Raw genomic sequence first — 19,764 nt, 5'->3', positions numbered from 1 at the left:
CCATCAAAATCTCAAAAATCATTTTCGGGTTCCCTCTCGTATTTTTGCCCGTATCATACCGTAATTCAGCAACGCCATACTTTCTGTGCTTATTCAAAATTAAAAAATTGACAGCAATATGTTTCTTTGACCATTTCAGCTTGCATTTTTTTGTTGATTTCGGATAGATTCAGTTCCCTGTTGCGGATGGTATGCACGATAATATCTAATCTAGCCCAAATCAACATTCCGAGGACGATCGCACCAATCAAATATCCCATAGCTTTCTTTAAAGGTTGAGGTTGGCTGTAGCTAATCTAGCGCAGCGATTGCCAGCAGACAGGATGCAAATCATTGCTGTTGAGTGCGGATGTCAGCCTGTTATAGCAGATGTTGAAGGCTTTAGTTATTCTTGAGAGAAGAAAGTCGATCGCCAACAGAATATTAAGCAATTTTTACATTTACAGGCTGTGGAATTACACGGTTGCTGAGCGGGAAATGCTCTTTGGCGGCGCTACCCGTAAAATGTATCATAAATACTTTACAGGGCAGTAGAGTTTGAGTTAGCATCGGCTGAGCCGATCAAATATTACAGCCAAAAACAAAATATTACGATCGGATGCACGCGATCGATGATTTTACCGTGCTTGGGGATGAATAGTTACTTGAAAAAGCCTTAAAAATCCGGCTACTGTTGCTCAAAAGTCTTTTCCATCAATACTTACATATAAATATGTCATTGCCAGCAGACGATCGCCCGCAATCCGCAACCACTGATAGTGAATCTTCCTATCAACTTTCACCGATACAGCAGGGGATGTTGTTCGACAGCCTTTCGAGTCAACAATCAGGGATAGACATCGAACAAGCGATCTGTAGCGTCCGCGAAAATTTGAATGTTTCAGTTTTCCTCAAAGCTTGGCAGCAAATAGTGCAGCGGTATCCCATCTTGAGAACGAGTTTTTGTTGGTCAGGTGAAGAAGTTCCCCTGCAAACATTACACCAACAAGTTGAACTGCCAAGCGTCGATCGAGACTGGCGCAATTTGTCGGAGGGCGATCGCGCCAACCAACTCGAAACCTATTTGCAAGCCGATCGCCTGCAAGGCTTTGACCTCACTCAACCCCCGCTGATGCGTTTGGCTTGGTTCCGCTGGTCGGAAACTGAGTACAAACTCATCTGGACTTATCACCACATTTTGCTTGACAGTACCTCGGCAATAATTGTTTTGCAAGCAGTTTTTACCCTGTACGAATCTCTGTGTGCCGATCAACCATTAGAATTACAACCGCCCCGTTACGATCGAGATTGCATCGAGTGGATGCAGCAGCCAGACATCTTGAAAGCAGAAACATTCTGGAAACAATACTTAAGCGGTTTCAGCGCTCCTACCCCTTTGGTTGGGGCTGTTTCAAGGGCGGGCAAGATGCCCGTTCCACAACAAAATTCATCTGTTGCGGAACAGGCATCGGCGGATGTTTCAAGGGCGGGCAAGATGCCCGTCCCACAACAAAATTCATCTGTTGTAGAACAGGCATCGGCGGATGTTTCAAGGGCGGGCAAGATGCCCGTCCCACAACAAAATTCATCTGTTGTGGAACAGGCATCTTGCCTGTTCCTGACACCACCAGAAATCCGGCTTTCTAGCACCGTAACCGCAGCCTTAAACTCCCTAATTCAAGAACAGCAACTAACCCTAAATACCCTGCTGCAAGGAGCGTGGGCTTTACTTTTGAGCCGCTGTTCCGGTTCTGAAGATGTAGTATTTGGAACTATTTGCAACAGCCGATCGCAGAATCTAGAAAACGCAGAATCAGCGGTAGGATTATTCATAAATACTTTGCCGTTTCGGGTAATTGTATCTCCCGATTTGTCAGCGATCGACTGGCTCAAACAACTGCAAACTCAGTGGACGGCATTTCAAGAATACGGGAACGTGCCGCTGGCAAAAACTCAAGAATGGAGCGAGATTTCCCGCGGCACAGCTTTATTTGAAAGCCTGCTAGTAGTTGAAAAATATCACATTAACTCTGCCTTGCAAGCTCTGGGTGGCAACTGGCAAAACCGAGAATTTCAGCTTTTAGAACAGACAAGTTTTCCCCTAACAGTTTACGCATACGGGGGAACTGAACTGCTGCTAAAAATTGCCTGCGATCGCCAGCGGTTCGATCCGATTGCCATTACCCGAATGTTGGGACACCTGCAAACTTTGCTAGAAAGTATAGCGGCGAATCCCCAGCAGAAAATCAGCAAATTGTCAATGCTGACAGCAGCCGAACTTGCTCAGTTGCAGGAGTGGAATCAAACTCAAGCAAATTATCCGCAAGACAAATGCGTTCACCAATTATTTGAAGCACAAGTCGAGCGATCGCCCGACGCCATTGCCGCCGTTTTTTCCCAAAATTCCCAACAGCAACTCACCTACCGGGAACTCAATTCCAAAGCCAATCAACTAGCCCGCTACTTGCAGCAATTAGGCGTCGGACCCGATGTTTTAGTCGCTATTTGCATGGAACGTTCCTTAGAAATTGCGATCGCCGTTTTAGGCGTTCTCAAAGCAGGCGCAGCTTACGTTCCCCTAGATCCAGCCTACCCCCAAGAACGGCTGACCTTCATGTTAGCCGACACCCAAGCTCCCGTTATTCTCACTCAATCTCACTTAGTGTCGGCGCTGCCAGCGCATCAAGCCCGCGCCGTTTGTTTGGACGCAGACTGGGAAACAATCAGCAGTCACACCACGGAAAACCCAGCTAGCAGCGTCTCTCCCCAAAATTTAACTTATACAATATATACATCCGGTTCCACAGGCAAACCCAAAGGAGTTCCCCTCCCGCACCGTTCCCTAGTCAACCTAATAGCGTGGCAACTGCAAAACTCCACCCTTGAGGGCCCAGCCAAAACCCTGCAATTTGCATCTCTCAGCTTCGATGTCTCGTTTCAAGAAATGTTCTGTACTTGGTGTGCCGGCGGCACCCTCGTTTTCATCACAGAAGAAATCCGGCGAGATGCCCAGAGTTTGTTGCAGCTAATCGACCAAGAAAAAATTCAAAGACTATTTCTCCCTTTCATCGCCTTGCAACACTTAGCCGAAGCAGCCGATACCTATCAGCTAGTACCGAAATCGCTGCGCGAAGTAATCACCGCCGGCGAACAGTTGCAAGTCAACCGTTACATAGCCAGTTTCTTTCAGCAGCTAGAAAATTGTACCCTGCACAATCAATACGGCCCCTCCGAGAGCCACGTTGTTACAGCTTATACCCTCGCAGGCCCGCCCGGAGATTGGCCCGCACTGCCTCCGATCGGCCGCCCTATTGCCAACACGGAGATATATTTGTTACAAACAGGTGGTGAGCCTATACCTTTAGGAGTAGCGGGTGAACTGTACATCGGGGGCATTTGCTTAGCGCGGGGCTATCTCAACCGCCCTGACTTGACTGCTGAAAAATTTATTCCTAATCCTTTTAAACACAATGAAATAAGCGCGATCGAGGATGAAGAAGAGCGCCTTTACAAAACAGGAGATTTAGCCCGCTACCTGCCCGACGGTAACATCGAGTACATCGGGCGGATTGACGGCCAAGTCAAAATTCGCGGCTTCCGCATAGAGTTGGGAGAAATCGAAACCGCACTGGCAAAACATCGCGCCGTCAAACAAGCTGTGGTGCTGGCGCGGGAAGACGCACCGGGGGATAAACGACTGGTTGCATACATAGTTGCCAATCCAGAGGAGAAATTGGCAATAGCCGACCTCCGCCGTTACCTGCAAGGGCAACTCCCAGATTACATGGTGCCTGCGGTGTTTGTAAATGTTGAGGCGATGCCGAAGACGCCCAGCGGGAAAATCGACCGCCGCGCCCTGCCGGCACCTGACTCGCAGCGACAAGAACAGTCCCAGAGTTACGCTGCACCCCAAAGCGAGTTGGAGCTTTTGCTGGCGGGTGTTTGGTCTAAGCTGCTGAAGCTCGATCGCGTCGGCATTCACGACAATTTCTTCGAGATTGGAGGCAATTCTTTAATGACGCTGCAAGTTGCAGTCCAACTTCGGGGTCTGTTAGGTAAAGACTTGCCGGTGGTGAAGTTGTTCCAGCACCCGACGATCGCGCAATTGGCAAATTATTTAAACGAGGGACAAAGCGCGAGCCCGTCCAACAACAAATTTCAAGACAGGGCCGATCGGCAAAAAGCTGCTTTTAAACGGCAAAAGCAATCTACCAAAAAACCCTAATTTATGACAAATTCGCAGGAAAACTCAGAACTTGACGGCATTGCGATTATTGGCATGGCGGGCCGCTTTCCCGGTGCTGCCAGTGTCGGTGAATTGTGGCAGAATTTGTGCGGCGGCGTGGAGTCTACAACGTTGTTCGGCGACGCAGAACTAGACCCCAGCATCGACCACAATCTCAGACAAAATCCCAATTACGTCAAAGCTAGAGGAATTATTGACGGGGCCGATCGCTTTGATGCAGCATTTTTCGGCGTGAACCCCCGCGAAGCCGAAATTACAGACCCGCAGCAGCGCATTTTTTTAGAAATAGCTTGGGCGGCCCTAGAAAATGCAGGCTGCGATCCGAATACTTTCAACGGCTCGATCGGAGTCTACGCCGGCACGGGCAACAATACTTATTTTCCCAACAACATCGCCGGACGATCGGATGTAATTTCCCGCGCGGGCGAGTTTCAGGTGATGGTAGCCAATGAAAAAGACTACATTGCTACCCGCACATCTTACAAGCTGAATCTCAAAGGGCCGAGCGTCAGCGTACATACCGCTTGTTCTACATCATTAGTTGCAGTTTGTCAAGCTTTTTATGCTTTGATGAGCTACCAGTGCGACTTAGCCCTGGCCGGCGGGATATCAATTACGGTGCCCCAAAATAGCGGTTATTTGTATCAAGAAGGGGGAATGTTCTCCAGCGACGGACACTGCAAACCTTTCGACGCCAAGGCTGAAGGAACCGTGTTCGGCAACGCTGCCGGGGCGGTTGTACTCAAGCGTTTGGAAGAAGCGATCGCCGACAGAGATACAATCTATGCCGTAATTCGCGGAGTCGGGCTCAATAACGACGGCGCAGCCAAAGTCAGCTTTGCCGCACCCAGCGTAGACGGGCAAGCAGATGCGATCGCGATGGCCCACGCGATGGCAGACGTGCATCCAGAAACGATATCCTACATCGAAACCCACGGCACGGCAACCCCCCTGGGCGATCCGATCGAAATAGAAGCGCTGACTCAGGCTTTTTCCCTGAAAACCGCAGCCAAACAATTTTGCGCGATCGGCTCCGTCAAAAGCAACTTCGGACACACGATCGCCGCAGCGGGAGTCACAGGGCTGATCAAAACAGCTTTAGCCCTCAAACACCAGCAAATACCCGCCACTCTGCACTTCGATCAACCGAATCCAGCCATTGATTTTGCCAACAGTCCCTTCTACGTCAACGCCGAACTCTCGGAATGGAAAGCCGGCAAAACGCCCAGAAGAGCCGGAGTCAGTTCGTTTGGCGTCGGCGGCACCAACGCTCACGTTGTCCTCGAAGAAGCGCCCGCGCTGGAACCGTCAAGTCCTTCTCGCCCGCGGCAGTTGCTGCTGCTGTCGGCGAAAACAGCATCTGCATTGGACGCAGCTACCGCAAATTTGCGATCGCACCTCGCCCAAAACCCGGAGATCGATCTCGCCGATGCTGCTTACACCCTGCAAACCGGGCGGCAAGCCTTTAATTACCGCCGTTTCGCCGTTTGCAGCGATCGCGCCGATGCCGTCGAGGTACTCGAATCCCTGCCGCCGCTGCGTACAGCAACCCGCTGCACCGAAGCTAGAAATCCGGCAGTAATCTTCATGTTTCCCGGACAAGGGTCGCAATACGTCAATATGGGCTTGAATTTGTACGAATCCGAGCCTTTATTCCGCGAAACAGTCGATCGCTGCGCCGAAATTTTGCAGCCGCACCTCGGACGAGATTTGCGGAAAGTCCTGTATCCCGGCAGCGATGAAGCGACAGCAGCCGAATCGCTGCGCCAAACTTTCTTGACTCAGCCTGCGATATTTACCGTAGAATACGCGCTTTCCAAGCTGTGGCAGAGTTGGGGCGTCACTCCCCAAGGTGCGATCGGGCACAGCATCGGCGAATTTGTAGCGGCAACGATCGCAGGCGTGTTTTCCCTGGAAGATGCCTTGATGCTGGTGGCAGCGAGGGGGCGCTTGATGCAAGATTTGCCGGGGGGTTCGATGCTGTCGGTGCGCTTATCGGCTGCCGAAGTAGAAGGGCGCTTGAGTGCGGATTTGGCAGTGGCGGCGGTGAATGCGCCGGATTTGTGCGTGGTTTCCGGGCCGACGGAGGCGATCGCACTTTTCCAGCAGCAACTAGAAAGCGAAAGCGTTGTCTGCAAACAACTGCACACTTCCCACGCTTTTCATTCGCCGATGGTAGATTCGATCGTCGAACCTTTCGCCGAATATGTCAAAAAAGTGCAGTTGTCAGCGCCAACTATTCCATTTGTTTCGACTGTAACTGCTAGTTGGATAACAGCGGAACAAGCAACCGATCCGATGTATTGGGCGCGGCATTTGCGGGCGACAGTGCGTTTTGCTGACGGGATAAAAGAGCTTTGGCAAGAGCCGAACCGGATACTTTTGGAAGTCGGGCCGAGAACAACGGCTGCTACTTTAGCTCGCAAACAAGCCAAAGATTTGAAAAAACAAGTTGCCATTTCTTCCCTCAGCGACACCCATGAAAATCAAACTGAATGGGCGGCTTTGTTGAGTGCAGCCGGACAGCTTTGGCTCTGCGGAGTATCCATCGACTGGCAGAGTTTTTATCAGGAGGAAACGCGCGATCGCCTTCCCTTGCCAACTTATCCGTTCGAGAGCAAGCGCTTCTGGATCGAGCCGAAAGTGGGAGAGGGGGAGAGTGGGAGAGGGGGAGAGGGGGAGAGGGGGAGAGTGGGAGAGTGGGAGAATTCCCAATTCCCGATGCCCGATGCCCAATTCCCGATGCCCGATGCCCAATTCCCAATTTCCAATTCCCAATCAGCAACTACCAATTCCCACTTACCGATGCCAAATTCACAGGTTGAAACCCAACAAGCAGCGCGCAAATACCGACTGATTCCTGTAATTAAAAATATACTAGAAGAAACTTCTGGCGAGGATTTAGGCAGTGTTGATGAGGACTTAACTTTCCTAGAAATGGGTTTAGATTCTCTGTCTTTAACTCAAGTAGCGCTGAATTTGCAAAAAGAATTTAGCATCAAAATTACCTTTCGCCAGCTATTAGAAACTGTGCCCACTCTCGGCACTTTATCTGAATTTATCGATAGTGCTCTGCCGCCGGAGGTTTTGCCTGCAACTCCTGTCGTTCAACAAGCCGCGCCCGTACCAGCACCGGCGATCGCACCGACAGCAGCACCTCCTGCGCCCATTGCCACTCCCGTTGCAGTCAGCGCCCCTGTAAATCTGCCCTTACCCAGCCCTGGGCCTCAAATTTTGAATCCCGTACAGTCTGGCAATCTCGAATACCTGATCGGGCAGCAGTTGCAAATTATGTCGCGACAGCTAGAACTGTTGGGCGGCGCTGGTTTGGTTCCCGCACAGCAGGCACCGACAACTAACGGTAGGGGCAGTGCCCCCGTGCCTGCCCCCTCGCAGCCGCCGGCACCCGTTCAAAATACCCCGCAATCCCACACTAACTGCAGCGCGATCCCACCAACAGCAGCACCAACAGCAGAACCAACAGCAGAACCAAAAAAGGTGTTTGGTGCCGCCGCCCGCATCGACACCTCCGATCGCGACGGATTAACTCCGTCGCAATCAGCATATTTAGAAACATTTGTCAAGCGATATACGGCGCGAACTCAGAAATCCAAACAGTACACTCAGACTCACCGCCACCACCTCGCCGATCCCCGGGTAGTTTCGGGGTTTAACCGGACGATGAAAGAGTTGGTTTATCCGATCGTGGTGGGGCGATCGTCCGGTTCTAAACTTTGGGATGAAGACGGTAACGAGTATGTAGATTTAACCAACGGTTTCGGGTCGAACTTTTTCGGATATTCGCCTGCATTTATTACAGAAGCGATCTCCGCTCAAATGCAGCGCGGGTATGAAATCGGCCCGCAAACACCGCTAGCCGGGGAAGTCGCCGAGCTCGTGTGCGAGATGACCAAACACGATCGCGCCGCTTTCTGCAACACAGGTTCTGAGGCAGTTTTGGGCGCAATGCGCCTAGCCCGCACCGTCACCGGCAACAGTACGATCGTCATGTTTACCGGAGACTATCACGGAATTTTCGACGAAGTGATCGTGCGCGGCACCAAAAAACTGCGATCGCTCCCCGCAGCACCGGGAATTCCCCAATCGGCAGTTGACAATACTCTCATCCTCGACTACGGCGAACCCGAATCCCTGGAAATCCTCAAAGCACGGGCGGGCGAGTTTGCAGCCATCATGGTAGAACCGGTACAAAGCCGCCGCCCCGACTGGCAACCGCGAGAATTCCTCCACGAAGTGCGCCGGATTACCGAGCAAGCCGGTTGCGCCTTCATTATGGACGAAGTAATTACCGGATTCCGCATTGCACCGGGCGGGGCCCAAGAATATTTCGGCGTACAAGCGGATATCGGCACCTACGGCAAAGTTGTCGGCGGCGGGATGCCGATCGGGGTAATTGCAGGCAAATCAGCCTGGATGGACGCTTTAGACGGCGGTTTTTGGCAGTTCGGCGACGACTCGTTCCCGGAAGTAGGCGTTACCTATTTTGCAGGGACTTTTGTGCGCCATCCCCTGACTTTAGCAGCCGCCAAGGCATCTCTCGAATATTTGAAGCGCGGCGGGCCTTCATTGCAGCGCGAACTCAATGCCAAAACTGACAAATTCGTTGCAGAATTGAACGCCATGTTCGATCGAGAGCAAGCACCTTTCACCGTTAAAAACTTTGGTTCCCTGTTCAAAATCACCTACCCGCAAGATTTTACTCATGGAGAACTGCTGTTTTACTCGCTGCGCGAAAAAGGAATTCACATTTGGGATCACCGCCCGTGTTTTCTGACGCTAGCGCATTCCGACGCAGATATTGCTTTTGCCAAGGAAGCATTTAAAAACAGCATTGCCGAATTGCAGTCAGCCGGATTTTTTGCCACTCCGTCTGGCGGCACTGTTAACGCGATCGACTTCCACAAAAATGGCAATACAAATGGATCGAAATCGTCAATTGCTTTCTCGAACAATTCTCCCGTACCCGGTGCCAAATTAGGGCGAGATCCTAATGGCAATCCAGCTTGGTACATCGCAGATCCCGAGCGTCCAGGAAAACATTTACAAGTAGGAGATAGTTTATCAAATTGACGGTTAGATACCGTAAGGTGCGTCGCCCTCAAAAATCTCCCAACCCAATCGAAAATCTGGTAGCGACGCACCCTACAAAATCTGATTGTACCCACCATCTATGCCTCGGATACCGTAAGGTGCGTCGCCCTCAAAAATCTCCCAATCGAAAATCTGGTAGCGACGCACCCTACCAAGGGCTGATTTATCGGCAATCAATTTTAACTAACAAAACCAGGAAAAACCCCAATGCTCCAAACAGCAAAAACGATTCAAGTAGACCGCCGCACAGGTCTGACCCACCAAGAATTTGTCAGGGAGTACCGCAATCCCGGCAAGCCAGTTATTTTCACAGATTTATCAAAAGATTGGCCTGCCCGAACAAAATTTACGCCGGAGTATTTTCAAGAAAAATTTGGCGATCGAGAAATTGAAATCGGTGGTAACATTTACACGCTCGACAAATTGTTCGACTTGCTAAAGAATTCCACCAAAGAGAATCCGGCTCCCTATCCTTTCAAACTAAATGTTCGCAAAGATTTTGCCGATTTAGAACCCGATATCTCTCCCAGACCGAGTATTGCCACACCCGATCGCACGCACAGCAGCTTAATCCCGAATATGCTGCTCAATGATTTGTACGACTTAGAAATATTCTTCGGGGGGCCGGGCGGAGAATTTCCTTATTTGCACTACGATTTTCTCGGGCTTTATGCGTATATCAATCAAATTTACGGGGAAAAAGAATTTACAATTTTTCCGCCGGAGCAGCAAAAGTATCTTTACCCAAAACCTGGTTCTCCTTGGCTATCTGAGATTGAAAACCATCACAATCCCGACTTAAAAAAATATCCGCTTTTGGCTGAAGCTACCCCAACAACTATTACAATCTCAGCCGGTGAAACGCTGTTTATTCCCTGCGGCTGGTATCACACGGCAAGGTCGCTGACTTTAACAATTTCCGTAGCATTTGACCAACTTTGCGAATCAAACTGGGAATTTTTTACGAACGAATGTTGCATCCCCAGAGGCAAAAATTCGCTCAAAGCCAAGATGATTAATGCTTATTTGACTGGTGCAGGTGCTTTGTTGAGTGCTCGCGAAAAATTGATGGGGACGAAGTAATACTAAATTCCCGTTCATTACTCCCTCGATCGATCGGCGGTTGAAACCGCTCCTTGTCAAACAAAGTCCGCCTCCGCAGACTAAGAGATAAAAGGGATATTGAAGCAGGATTTAGTATTAAATTCCGTAGGGGCGGGTTTTACCAACCATCTATGCCTAAGACTAATAATCTCATAAACCCGCCCCCACCCAACGGTCAATCCCAATCTACCTCTTTCAAACAAATCTCCCTTACAACAAAGACAATTTAATTTATTTAGTTGCACTACTGTTAATAGCCAATGAAAATAGCCGCAGATTTACAACCAAAACTTACTGCTGTAGATTTCGATCCTTTCACCGGCGGAGAACTTTTTGCTTGCGTACCCGCGACAGAATCGCAGAAAGAAATCTGGATTGCCGTGCAAATGGGAGACGAGGCAAATTGCGCTTATAACGAGTCCATGTGTCTGCGGTTGCAAGGAAACCTCGACATTGAATCTCTCCGATTTTCCATTCAGGAATTGGCGCAGCGGCACGAGGCGCTGCGGACAACATTTAGCCCTGACGGATCGACTCTTTGTATTGCGTCGTCGATCGAACTCGACATTCCGGTGCTCGACTTGTCAGTTGTGGACGATCGCGATCGCGAATCGAAATTAGCACATTTGCGCCGTCAAGAAGTCGATCGACCTTTCAATCTAGTGCGCGGGCCGCTGTTTCGCAGTCAAATTATCAAGCTGCAAGAGCAGGAACACATCGTTATTCTCACCGGCCACCACATCATTTGCGATGGCTGGTCTTGGGGCATACTATTCCCGGATTTGGGTGCAATTTATTCTGCCAAACAGCAAGGGTTAGCTGCTAATCTTCCACAACCAGAAAGTTTTATAGAATACGCAATTTCACAAGAAGAAAACTCAACAACAGCCGAAATTATTGAGGCTGAAAAGTATTGGCTGGAGCAGTTTTCAGGCACAATTCCGGTGCTAGATTTGCCGACAGACAGATCGCGACCTGCTTTGAGAACTTACCAGGGTTCGCGGGAAGATTGGGAACTAAATCCAGATTTGGTTGCTAACCTCAAACGCCTGGGAAAAAAAGCAGGATGCAGTTTTTTTACAACTCTGTTTGCTGCATTTGAAGCTTTTATGTACCGCTTGTGCGGGCAAGAGGATTTGGTTGTCGGAATGCCTGCGGCGGGACAACTGGTTGGGGGAAAAGACAAGCTTGCAGGACACTGCGTGAGCTTGTTGCCGATCCGCACCCGCATTAACGAGGAACAATCTTTTATCGATTATTTGCGATCGCGCCGCACGGCAATTTTAGATGCTCTCGACTGCCAGCAGCTAACCTTCGGTACTCTGGTAAAAAAACTAGCAGTGCCGCGGGATTTCAGCCGCATTCCGCTAGTGCCTGTAACTTTTAATCTGGACGTGCAGCTTGCAGAAGAGCAACTTAATTTTGACGGTTTTGAAGCTGAAGTCTTCTCGAATCCGAGAACTTTTGAAAACTTTGAATGGGCAGTAAATGCCAGCGAAACAAAAAACAAACTCGTGCTGGAGTGCCAGTACAATACCAACTTATTTGATGCTGCGACAATCCGCCGCCGCATGGCTGAATTTGAGGTGCTGTTAGAGGGGATAGTTGCTAATCCAGAGCACCCGCTAAAAAACTTACCGATTTTGACGGCAGCGGAACAACAGCAGCTATTAGTTGAGTGGAACAGCACTCAAACAAATTATCCCGAATCTACCTGCATTCACCAACTATTTGAAGTTCAAGCAGAACAAACTCCCGACGCTGTAGCCGTAGTTTTTGGAGAGCAACAGCTAACCTACCAACATCTAAATTGTCGCGCCAATCAACTCGCACATTACTTGCAAACTTTGGGCGCTGGCCCGGAAGTGTTAGTGGGCATTTGTTTAGATCGCTCGATCGATGCGATCGTCTCACTTTTGGCTGTTCTCAAAGCCGGAGCGGCTTACTTGCCCTTAGACCCCGCTTATCCCAAAGAGCGACTGGATTTCATGCTCTCAGACGCCAAAATATCGGTGCTTTTGACTCAACAGAACCTAGTAGAAAGACTTCCCGACTGCGGAGCGAATGTAATTTGCCTGGATGCGGCGCGGGCGGAAATAGACGCACAAAGTGAGATAAACCCAGCCAATCTCGCTAATGCAGACAATCTAGCTTATGTAATGTATACTTCAGGCTCGACAGGCAAGCCCAAAGGCGTTTGCGTCGTCCACCGGGGCGTAGTACGGTTAGTCAAAGACACTAATTTCGCCAGCCTCACCGCAGCAGAAGTCTTCCTGCAACTTGCTCCGATTTCCTTCGACGCCTCGACTTTGGAAATTTGGGGAGCGCTGCTCAACGGGGCGCAACTGGCGGTATTCCCTGCCGGCAGCCCGTCTTTGGCAGAGTTGGGAGAGGCGATTCGCTTATACAATGTGACAATTTTGTGGCTGACAGCCGGACTGTTTCACTTGATGGTGGACGATCGCATTGAGGATTTAAAGGGTGTGCGCCAACTGTTGGCAGGCGGTGACGTTTTATCTGTTCCCCACGTCCAGAAGTTGCTGCGAGAAGTTCCAAACTGCAAATTAATTAACGGTTACGGGCCGACCGAAAATACGACTTTTACTTGCTGCGCGCCGATCGACTCTGCCAGTGAAATTAGCAATTCCGTTCCCATCGGGCGGGCGATCGCCAATACTCAAGTTTACATACTCGATCGGTATTTGCAGCCAGTGCCGATCGGCGTTCCGGGGGAATTATATACAGGCGGCGCCGGCTTGGCCAGAGGCTATCTCAACCGCCCCGATCTGACAGCCGAAAGGTTTATTCCGAATCCTTTTATCAACAACGAAGAAGATGGATTGGAAAATGCAGAAGATCGATCGGTTTCAAGCCTTCTTCCTTCTTCCTTCTTCCTTCTTCCTTCTTCAAATCGCCTTTACAAAACAGGGGATTTAGCCCGCTACCTGCCCGACGGTAACATCGAGTACCTCGGACGCACCGACAATCAGGTAAAGATTCGCGGCTTCCGCATTGAAATGGGAGAAATTGAGGCCGTACTGGTCGGACATCCAGATGTGAGTCAAGCGGCGATCGCAGTTCAGTTAGATGCTTCGGGCAACAAATGTCTCGCAGCTTATGCAGTTTCCCGCCCAGGTCAAATTCTCGCAGCCGGTACTCTGCGCAGTTTCCTGCAAGAAAGACTGCCAGACTACATGATACCTGCTGGGTTTGTGTTCCTCGACGCTTTGCCCTTAAACCCCAACGGCAAAGTAGACCGCCGCGCTTTGGCAACTCAAAAGTGGCAATCTAGCGACGCTGCGCCCAATGAAACAATTGCTGTTGCCCCGCGCGACCAATTAGAGCTCCAAGTAACAGAAATTTGGCAACAAGTTTTAGGCATCAATTCAATCGGAATCAGGGACAATTTCTTCGAGGTGGGAGGACATTCCCTGCTAGCAGCGCACCTGTTAGCTGAAATTGAAAAAGTCTTCGACAAAAAGCTGCCGCTGTCTGCTATTTTCCAATCGCCAACAGTTGAGCAATTGGCTGACATTCTCCGCGAACCGGAATGGTCGTCGCCTTCTCCGTCAATGGTGGTGATTCAACCGGGAACCGGAAGTTACAAACCGCCTCTGTTCTGCATCCACGTGCTTGGCAGAGGATTGGAATTTTACCGTCCTTTAATGAATTATATCGATCGCTCGCAGCCTGTTTTGGGACTGTCAACCCAGATTATGGATGAAAAATTGGCTCCCCCTAATCGAGTTGAGGAATTGGCAGCTTATTACATCAAAGAAATGCAAACTTTTCAGCCGCACGGCCCTTATTTTCTGTTAGGAGTATCTTTTGGGGGGACGGTAGCTTTTGAGATGGCCAGGCAACTTCACGATCTAGGTGAGAAGGTAGCTTTGTTGGGATTGTTGGACACTTACGGCCCGGCTACTTTCAAAAATTTGTCTGAGATTAAGAAGAGTCAAGGCATGATGAAAATTTTACGGCTCACACCTGGTGTATTTATCAATAAAGCCAAGAGCAATCTGAACGGAAAAATCGAGGATATTACTGATATTCAGTGGAGAATTTTGTGCAAGTTGTACCGGGCGATCGGGCGTCCTCTGCCAATTTATTTGGAAAACTTCAGTCATGCGGAATTAAATAATCAGGCATTGAGCCATTATGCAGCGGGAGTTTATCCGGGTCGGGCTTCTATTTTCAAGGCAGTTGAGAGTGCGGCCGCGTCTGGTGCCGATCGCGAATTGGGTTGGGGCGAGGTAGTGAAGGGAGGAATAGAGGTTTACGACATTCCCAGCGACCACTTGGGGATGTTAAAAGAACCTCACGTTCAAATACTGGGGGAAAAATTGCAGGCTGCGGTCGATCGGGCTCAAGGTTAACATAGGACAATTAGGACAATTGACAGTGGACAATGGACAGCAAAAACTCCGATATAATTTTCGCTGTGAACTATCAACTATCAACTATCAAATCGTTTCTGGTTGCATCGGAATGATTTAACACAGAGGGCGCAGAGAACACAGAGGAAGATCGGAGAGAGATGAATACAGGACTATGAAGCGCGGATTTGATATGACTCGATTTTACAGTTCCGATGCTATCGGATTTGATATCAATTGTTTAAATCCCCATGCTAAAAACTCGCTGTAAACTCTCAACTGTCAACTGTTTAACCTTCCAATGCTGCCAAAAGACACAGCAATAAAGCCTCCGTCCACTCGACTACGGCACCGTAAGTATCGCCCGTGTGGCCGCCCAAACGGTGGTTAAACCAGGCTCCGGCAAAAATTCCGATCGCACTTCCCCCCAAAGCCATCCCCACCGCCAACAGCCACCGATCGCCCTCCAAGACAACTTGCACCACGCTCAAACTCAGCAGCAACAGCACTCCCGGTATAAAATCAAAAGGAGAATAAATAGATTCTTTGTGAAAAGCTCCCTTGCCCTCGGCCCGGAGATAGGGATAGCGGGCGATCGCCACCAGTTGGCCCCACCTCCCCCAACCCGCCACACCCATCAAAGCCAGCCACCGATAGTTATTCAAGTCCGAGAGAGCTGCAGTTTTCAGCAGCACGATCGCGATCGCAGCCATCGCCCCAAAGGCTCCTGTAACGCTGTCCCGCATGACTTCCAGCCTGCGCACGGGGTCAGGTACAGCCAGCCCGTCCGCCGCGTCCATAGCCCCGTCTAGGTGCAGCCCGCCAGTCACGGCGATGCCCAAGACTACCACCAAGGCCGATCGAGTCAGAGCCGGCATCCCCAACAACTGCAACCCAACATCCGCCAGTCCCAGCATTCCCCCAATTAAAAGCCCGATCGCCGGTGCCAAGCGGGCAATGCCCCGAAACTCCAAAGTCCAAGACACCGGTACCGGCAAACAAGTATAAAAAGCGACTGCGGCGGCTATGGCAGCGCCTTGATTCCGGAAAAAGTCGATCGTAGAGCGAACCAATTTATCATGCACCATAAGATAGAAAATTTTTCATCTGGTATGCAGTTGTCAATCCATTAGCCTGTGCCAGAATTGGAACTGTAACACCCTAGTTTTTTGGATCGGGCATTCCTCCTGTCCGAGTTCTTTTCCCCGGAAAACCTCTGCAGGCAGCGCTCCCAAAGCTCCCTATCTAAAATTACTAAACTCAAGATCCCCGTTTCCCTTCCCAAGAATTCTAGCTAACTCCCTGATTTCCTAGAGGGGAACATACTACAACAGAGGCTTTTACTCCATGAGTCACGACCAATTGAATAACAGGGTAGTTGCTCCTTGCATCATCGATACAGGCATTGTCGTCAACAAGCGCGATATCAAAAGATTGCTGTTTGATTTAGGACGTGTCCGCTACCTTCACATACAAGATGGCAAGATTTACAGCGAAGGGGAAGGTTATGTACTCGAAGTCTTCGCCAACCCTCACCGTTCTACCCTAATTGCCAACCATGCGCTTTATTTGAACGTGTATAGTTTTGATTACCTAGAACTGAAACAGTCCCCTGAAGATGGTGCTTATTTTGACCTGATTCAAGATGGACGGCAGTTGCGGTTAATTCCTCTCTCCAATCCTTTGCAAGAGCAAGTCGCGCGGAATTTAAATGCCGCAGCTTTGGATGCGGTTGTCGATCAGGTACTCTCAGGCAACTGGGATCTGCAATTGGATGAGGATGATTCCCCGTTTTAATCGTCAGTCAGTCGATTTTAGATTTTAGATTTTAGATTTTAGATTTACTCGCAGCTTTGAATCTGGGAGGTAGAACTAAGGTCTAAAATTTTTTGCCCTCCACGACGATTGTCGGAAACTTGTCTCCGTTTTTGGGCGGGGTCATGGTTTTTTTTGTCGCGATGTCATCAACAATAGATTAGATAACACGGACGGCCGAGTAGCGGTTAACGATCGTCGGGGACTAATGACTGAAGACAACACGGGATTTTCTTTTAAATGTCAGGCTAATTGCAGCCATACCCAAGCGCGTGCAGGGGTTTTTGCCACTCCCCACGGTGTTGTGGAAACGCCTAAGTTTATGCCAGTGGGGACGCTAGCTAATGTCAAAACTTTGACACCGGCACATCTTGAGGCTGCGGGTTCTCAAATGGTTTTGGCAAATACTTATCACTTGCATTTGCAGCCCGGGGAAGCAATTGTTGCAGGCGCCGGCGGATTGCACAAATTTATGGCTTGGCCGGGCCCGATGCTGACGGATTCGGGCGGCTTTCAGGTGTTTAGCTTGAGCCAAATGCGCAAGATTACTGATGATGGGGTGACTTTTCGCTCTCCCCGCGACGGCCGCATGATTAATTTGACGCCGGAACGATCGATCGAAATTCAGAATGAGTTGGGCGCTGATGTGATTATGGCCTTTGACGAGTGTCCCCCTTACCCCGCTACGCGGGAGGAGGTGGAGGCTGCCACAAATCGCACTTACCGCTGGCTGCAACGCTGCATTCAAGCTCACTCGCGCCCGGATCAAGCTTTGTTTGGCATTGTGCAGGGGGGTGTTTTCCCCGATTTGCGATCGCGCGCGGCGAACCAGTTGGTAGATTTGGATTTACCAGGCTACGCCATCGGCGGGGTTAGTGTGGGGGAATCGGGGGATTTGATCGCAGAGATTGTGAAGGTGACTGCGCCTCTGTTGCCGGCAAATAAACCCCGTTATTTGATGGGGATTGGGACTTATCGGGAAATGGCGCTGGCGGTGGCGAGTGGCGTAGATATGTTTGACTGCGTGATTCCGACTCGGCTGGCCCGCCACGGGACGGCTTTTGTTGGTGGGGAACGCTGGAATTTGAAAAATGCTCGGTTCCGGGAGGATTTTGCTCCGCTGGATGAGTCTTGTCCTTGTTATACCTGCCAAAAATTCAGTCGGGCTTATTTGGCCCATTTGGCGCGGGCTAACGAAGTGCTGGGGTATACTTTGCTGGCGCTTCACAATGTGACGGAGTTGATTCGCTTTACCGGGAGGATGCGGGAGGCGATTTTGGCCGACCGATTTACTGAAGAGTTTGCCTACTGGCTTGCACCGAGAGTCGATCGATCGTGATTGCCTTGGGTAAAGATATGCGACAATTATGAAAATTCTGTTGGATAGGTAGGTTGATTCATGGAAGCTGCATTACTCTTAGCAAAACTGCCCGAAGCTTATTCGATTTTTGAGCCTTTGGTTAATGTTTTGCCGGTCATTCCCGTATTTTTCTTGCTGCTGGCTTTTGTTTGGCAGGCGGCTGTGGGATTTAGATAAGTTTGATTTCATTAAAAGTAGGGGCAATTCTGGAATTGCCCCTGCTTTTAGATGTTAAGTTTTATGACTCGTGACTCGTGACTCCTGACTCCTGACTCACCCTCAATAATTCATCCGTGTATCAGTGTCAAAATCCGTGTAGTGCCATCCTTCAGCTACCGCCGATCGCACTTTTGAATGCCGGTCTTTCTGAGATCCGCTTGATGTAATCTACAACGGCCGGATAAGGAGTAAGGTCTAGTTTTAGCATCATTGGAATGTAGGCTAAAGCTGACCCTACTGCTGCGTCGGCGACACCGAATTCATCGCCCATTAAAAACGGCTGTTTCTCGAAGATTTCATTTAACGGTTTTAACAAGCGGGGAGTTTCGCGATCGCGACTTGCTTCTGTAAATATTCCCGGCGCCAACGTAGCGTTAGCAAACGTGACCCACTGCACGACTTGAGCTTGCTGCTCCAAACTTTCGGGCATTTTACCATGTTTTTGAGCTAAATACAGCAAAATTGCGCCGGATTCCCAAAGTTTCAAATCTCCGTCAACAATTGCCGGTACTTTGCCGATCGGGTTAATTTCGAGATACTCTGGCTGCAAGTGTGCCCCTGCTTGCATATCCAGCATGACGAATTCGTAGGGAACCGCTATTTCTTCTAGATACCACTTGACAATTGAGGCCCTGCTGCGGGCTCCGCCGTAAAGTTTCAGCACAGAATTTTGTCCTCTAACGCAATATTATTATTGTACCGGGCATTGGACATGAGGACTTGGGCATTTAGCCACAGCCTCCGGGTATGTGTTCCCAGGCATAGCCTGGAAAAAGTATAAACTACCAATTACCCATTACTGATGACTGCCGACGCTTCTGTTAAATGCGAAAATAATATATTGCTGCCGATCGCAATTAAAATTACGCCTCCTAGTAACTCTATTTTATTTCCAAATAAGTTGCCGCACTTGTGGCCGATGAACACGCCAGCAAATACGACAAAGAAAGTAATAAATCCGATCGCACTAACGACAGGGCCGATCGAAGTTTTTAGCACTGCAAATCCTATGCCAACTGCCAGAGCATCGATACTTGTCGCCACCGACAGCGTTATCAAAGTCCCCGTATCTAAGGGATTAAATTTTTTCTCGCATTCTTCGGTTTGCAGCGATTCGTAAATCATTCTACCGCCAATGAAACTCAATAGACCAAAAGCTATCCAATGGTCGATAGGTGTTATCAAAAAACTAAAACTAAGACCGAAAAACCATCCTATTAAGGGCATTAAAGCTTGAAAACCTCCGAAATACAAGGCTATTTTTAAAGCTTTATTGACCTTCATGTGTTTGATTGCTAAACCGCTAGAAACAGCAACAGCAAAAGCATCTGCTGCTAGTCCCAAGGAAAGTAAGATGGTAGTGGCTGCATCCATTTTTGTAAAGTGTTAGATATTATAAGTAAAGTGTTCCTCTTGGCTATTTTACTTTACACTAAATTTTGATAAATTTACGTTTTTATCATAATCCCTTCATTTTTTTCTCACATTAGTTTCACAATTGGCAAGGGTTGAAAAAATCAGCGCTTAGCTGTATTGTGTAAAAGATTATTTAT

The 19,764-nt window shown here is 49.4% G+C and carries 11 protein-coding genes; 7 read left to right on the top strand and 4 right to left on the bottom strand.

Annotated features, from left to right (window positions below):
• Positions 1-89: 89 nt before the first annotated feature.
• Positions 90-260 (bottom strand): hypothetical protein, encoded by a 171-nt coding sequence (locus tag QUA99_RS10545; RefSeq protein WP_333235905.1) that lies wholly within the window; start codon positions 258-260, stop codon positions 90-92.
• A gap of 452 nt (positions 261-712) precedes the next feature.
• Here QUA99_RS10545 and QUA99_RS10540 point away from each other — a divergent pair, with 452 nt between their 5' ends.
• The 4 genes from QUA99_RS10540 (at position 713) to QUA99_RS10525 (ending at position 14,817) form a co-directional block, all read left to right on the top strand.
• Positions 713-4,204 (top strand): amino acid adenylation domain-containing protein, encoded by a 3,492-nt coding sequence (locus tag QUA99_RS10540; RefSeq protein WP_333235907.1) that lies wholly within the window; start codon positions 713-715, stop codon positions 4,202-4,204.
• A 3-nt stretch (positions 4,205-4,207) separates the two neighbouring features.
• Entirely contained in the window at positions 4,208-9,316 is a 5,109-nt protein-coding gene (locus QUA99_RS10535; RefSeq protein ID WP_333235908.1) for an aminotransferase class III-fold pyridoxal phosphate-dependent enzyme, read from the top strand.
• 228 nt (positions 9,317-9,544) lie between these two features.
• Entirely contained in the window at positions 9,545-10,420 is an 876-nt protein-coding gene (locus QUA99_RS10530) for a cupin-like domain-containing protein (RefSeq protein WP_333235909.1), read from the top strand.
• A 281-nt stretch (positions 10,421-10,701) separates the two neighbouring features.
• Entirely contained in the window at positions 10,702-14,817 is a 4,116-nt protein-coding gene (locus QUA99_RS10525) for an amino acid adenylation domain-containing protein (RefSeq protein WP_333235910.1), read from the top strand.
• Positions 14,818-15,107: 290 nt separating this feature from the next.
• Here the strand turns inward: QUA99_RS10525 and cobS are convergent, their stop codons facing one another.
• Entirely contained in the window at positions 15,108-15,905 is a 798-nt protein-coding gene (gene cobS, locus QUA99_RS10520) for an adenosylcobinamide-GDP ribazoletransferase (protein WP_333235911.1), read from the bottom strand.
• A gap of 259 nt (positions 15,906-16,164) precedes the next feature.
• Between cobS and QUA99_RS10515 the strand changes: the two genes are divergently transcribed.
• The 3 genes from QUA99_RS10515 (at position 16,165) to QUA99_RS10505 (ending at position 18,169) form a co-directional block, all read left to right on the top strand.
• Positions 16,165-16,614: a hypothetical protein gene (locus QUA99_RS10515; RefSeq protein WP_333235912.1), complete on the top strand. Its 450-nt coding sequence runs from the start codon at positions 16,165-16,167 to the stop codon at positions 16,612-16,614.
• 226 nt (positions 16,615-16,840) lie between these two features.
• On the top strand, positions 16,841-17,971 hold the full coding sequence (gene tgt / locus QUA99_RS10510; protein WP_333235913.1) for a tRNA guanosine(34) transglycosylase Tgt: 1,131 nt from the start codon (positions 16,841-16,843) through the stop codon (positions 17,969-17,971).
• A gap of 60 nt (positions 17,972-18,031) precedes the next feature.
• Positions 18,032-18,169 (top strand): photosystem II reaction center protein K, encoded by a 138-nt coding sequence (locus QUA99_RS10505; RefSeq protein WP_006634808.1) that lies wholly within the window; start codon positions 18,032-18,034, stop codon positions 18,167-18,169.
• Positions 18,170-18,320: 151 nt separating this feature from the next.
• Here QUA99_RS10505 and QUA99_RS10500 read toward each other — a convergent pair whose 3' ends face one another.
• Both QUA99_RS10500 and QUA99_RS10495 read right to left on the bottom strand, forming a co-directional pair.
• Positions 18,321-18,875 carry a glutathione S-transferase family protein gene (locus QUA99_RS10500; protein WP_333235914.1) on the bottom strand — a complete coding sequence of 185 codons (555 nt, stop codon included), beginning with the start codon at positions 18,873-18,875 and terminating at the stop codon, positions 18,321-18,323.
• Positions 18,876-19,000: 125 nt separating this feature from the next.
• Positions 19,001-19,585 carry a manganese efflux pump MntP family protein gene (locus tag QUA99_RS10495; RefSeq protein WP_333235915.1) on the bottom strand — a complete coding sequence of 195 codons (585 nt, stop codon included), beginning with the start codon at positions 19,583-19,585 and terminating at the stop codon, positions 19,001-19,003.
• Positions 19,586-19,764: the final 179 nt, after the last annotated feature.

It is taken from the genome of Microcoleus sp. F10-B2 (assembly GCF_036704965.1).
Classification (GTDB): domain Bacteria; phylum Cyanobacteriota; class Cyanobacteriia; order Cyanobacteriales; family Microcoleaceae; genus Microcoleus.
The sequence above is the reverse complement of the archived record's forward strand: the minus strand, read 5'-3'. Positions and strand labels throughout refer to the sequence as shown.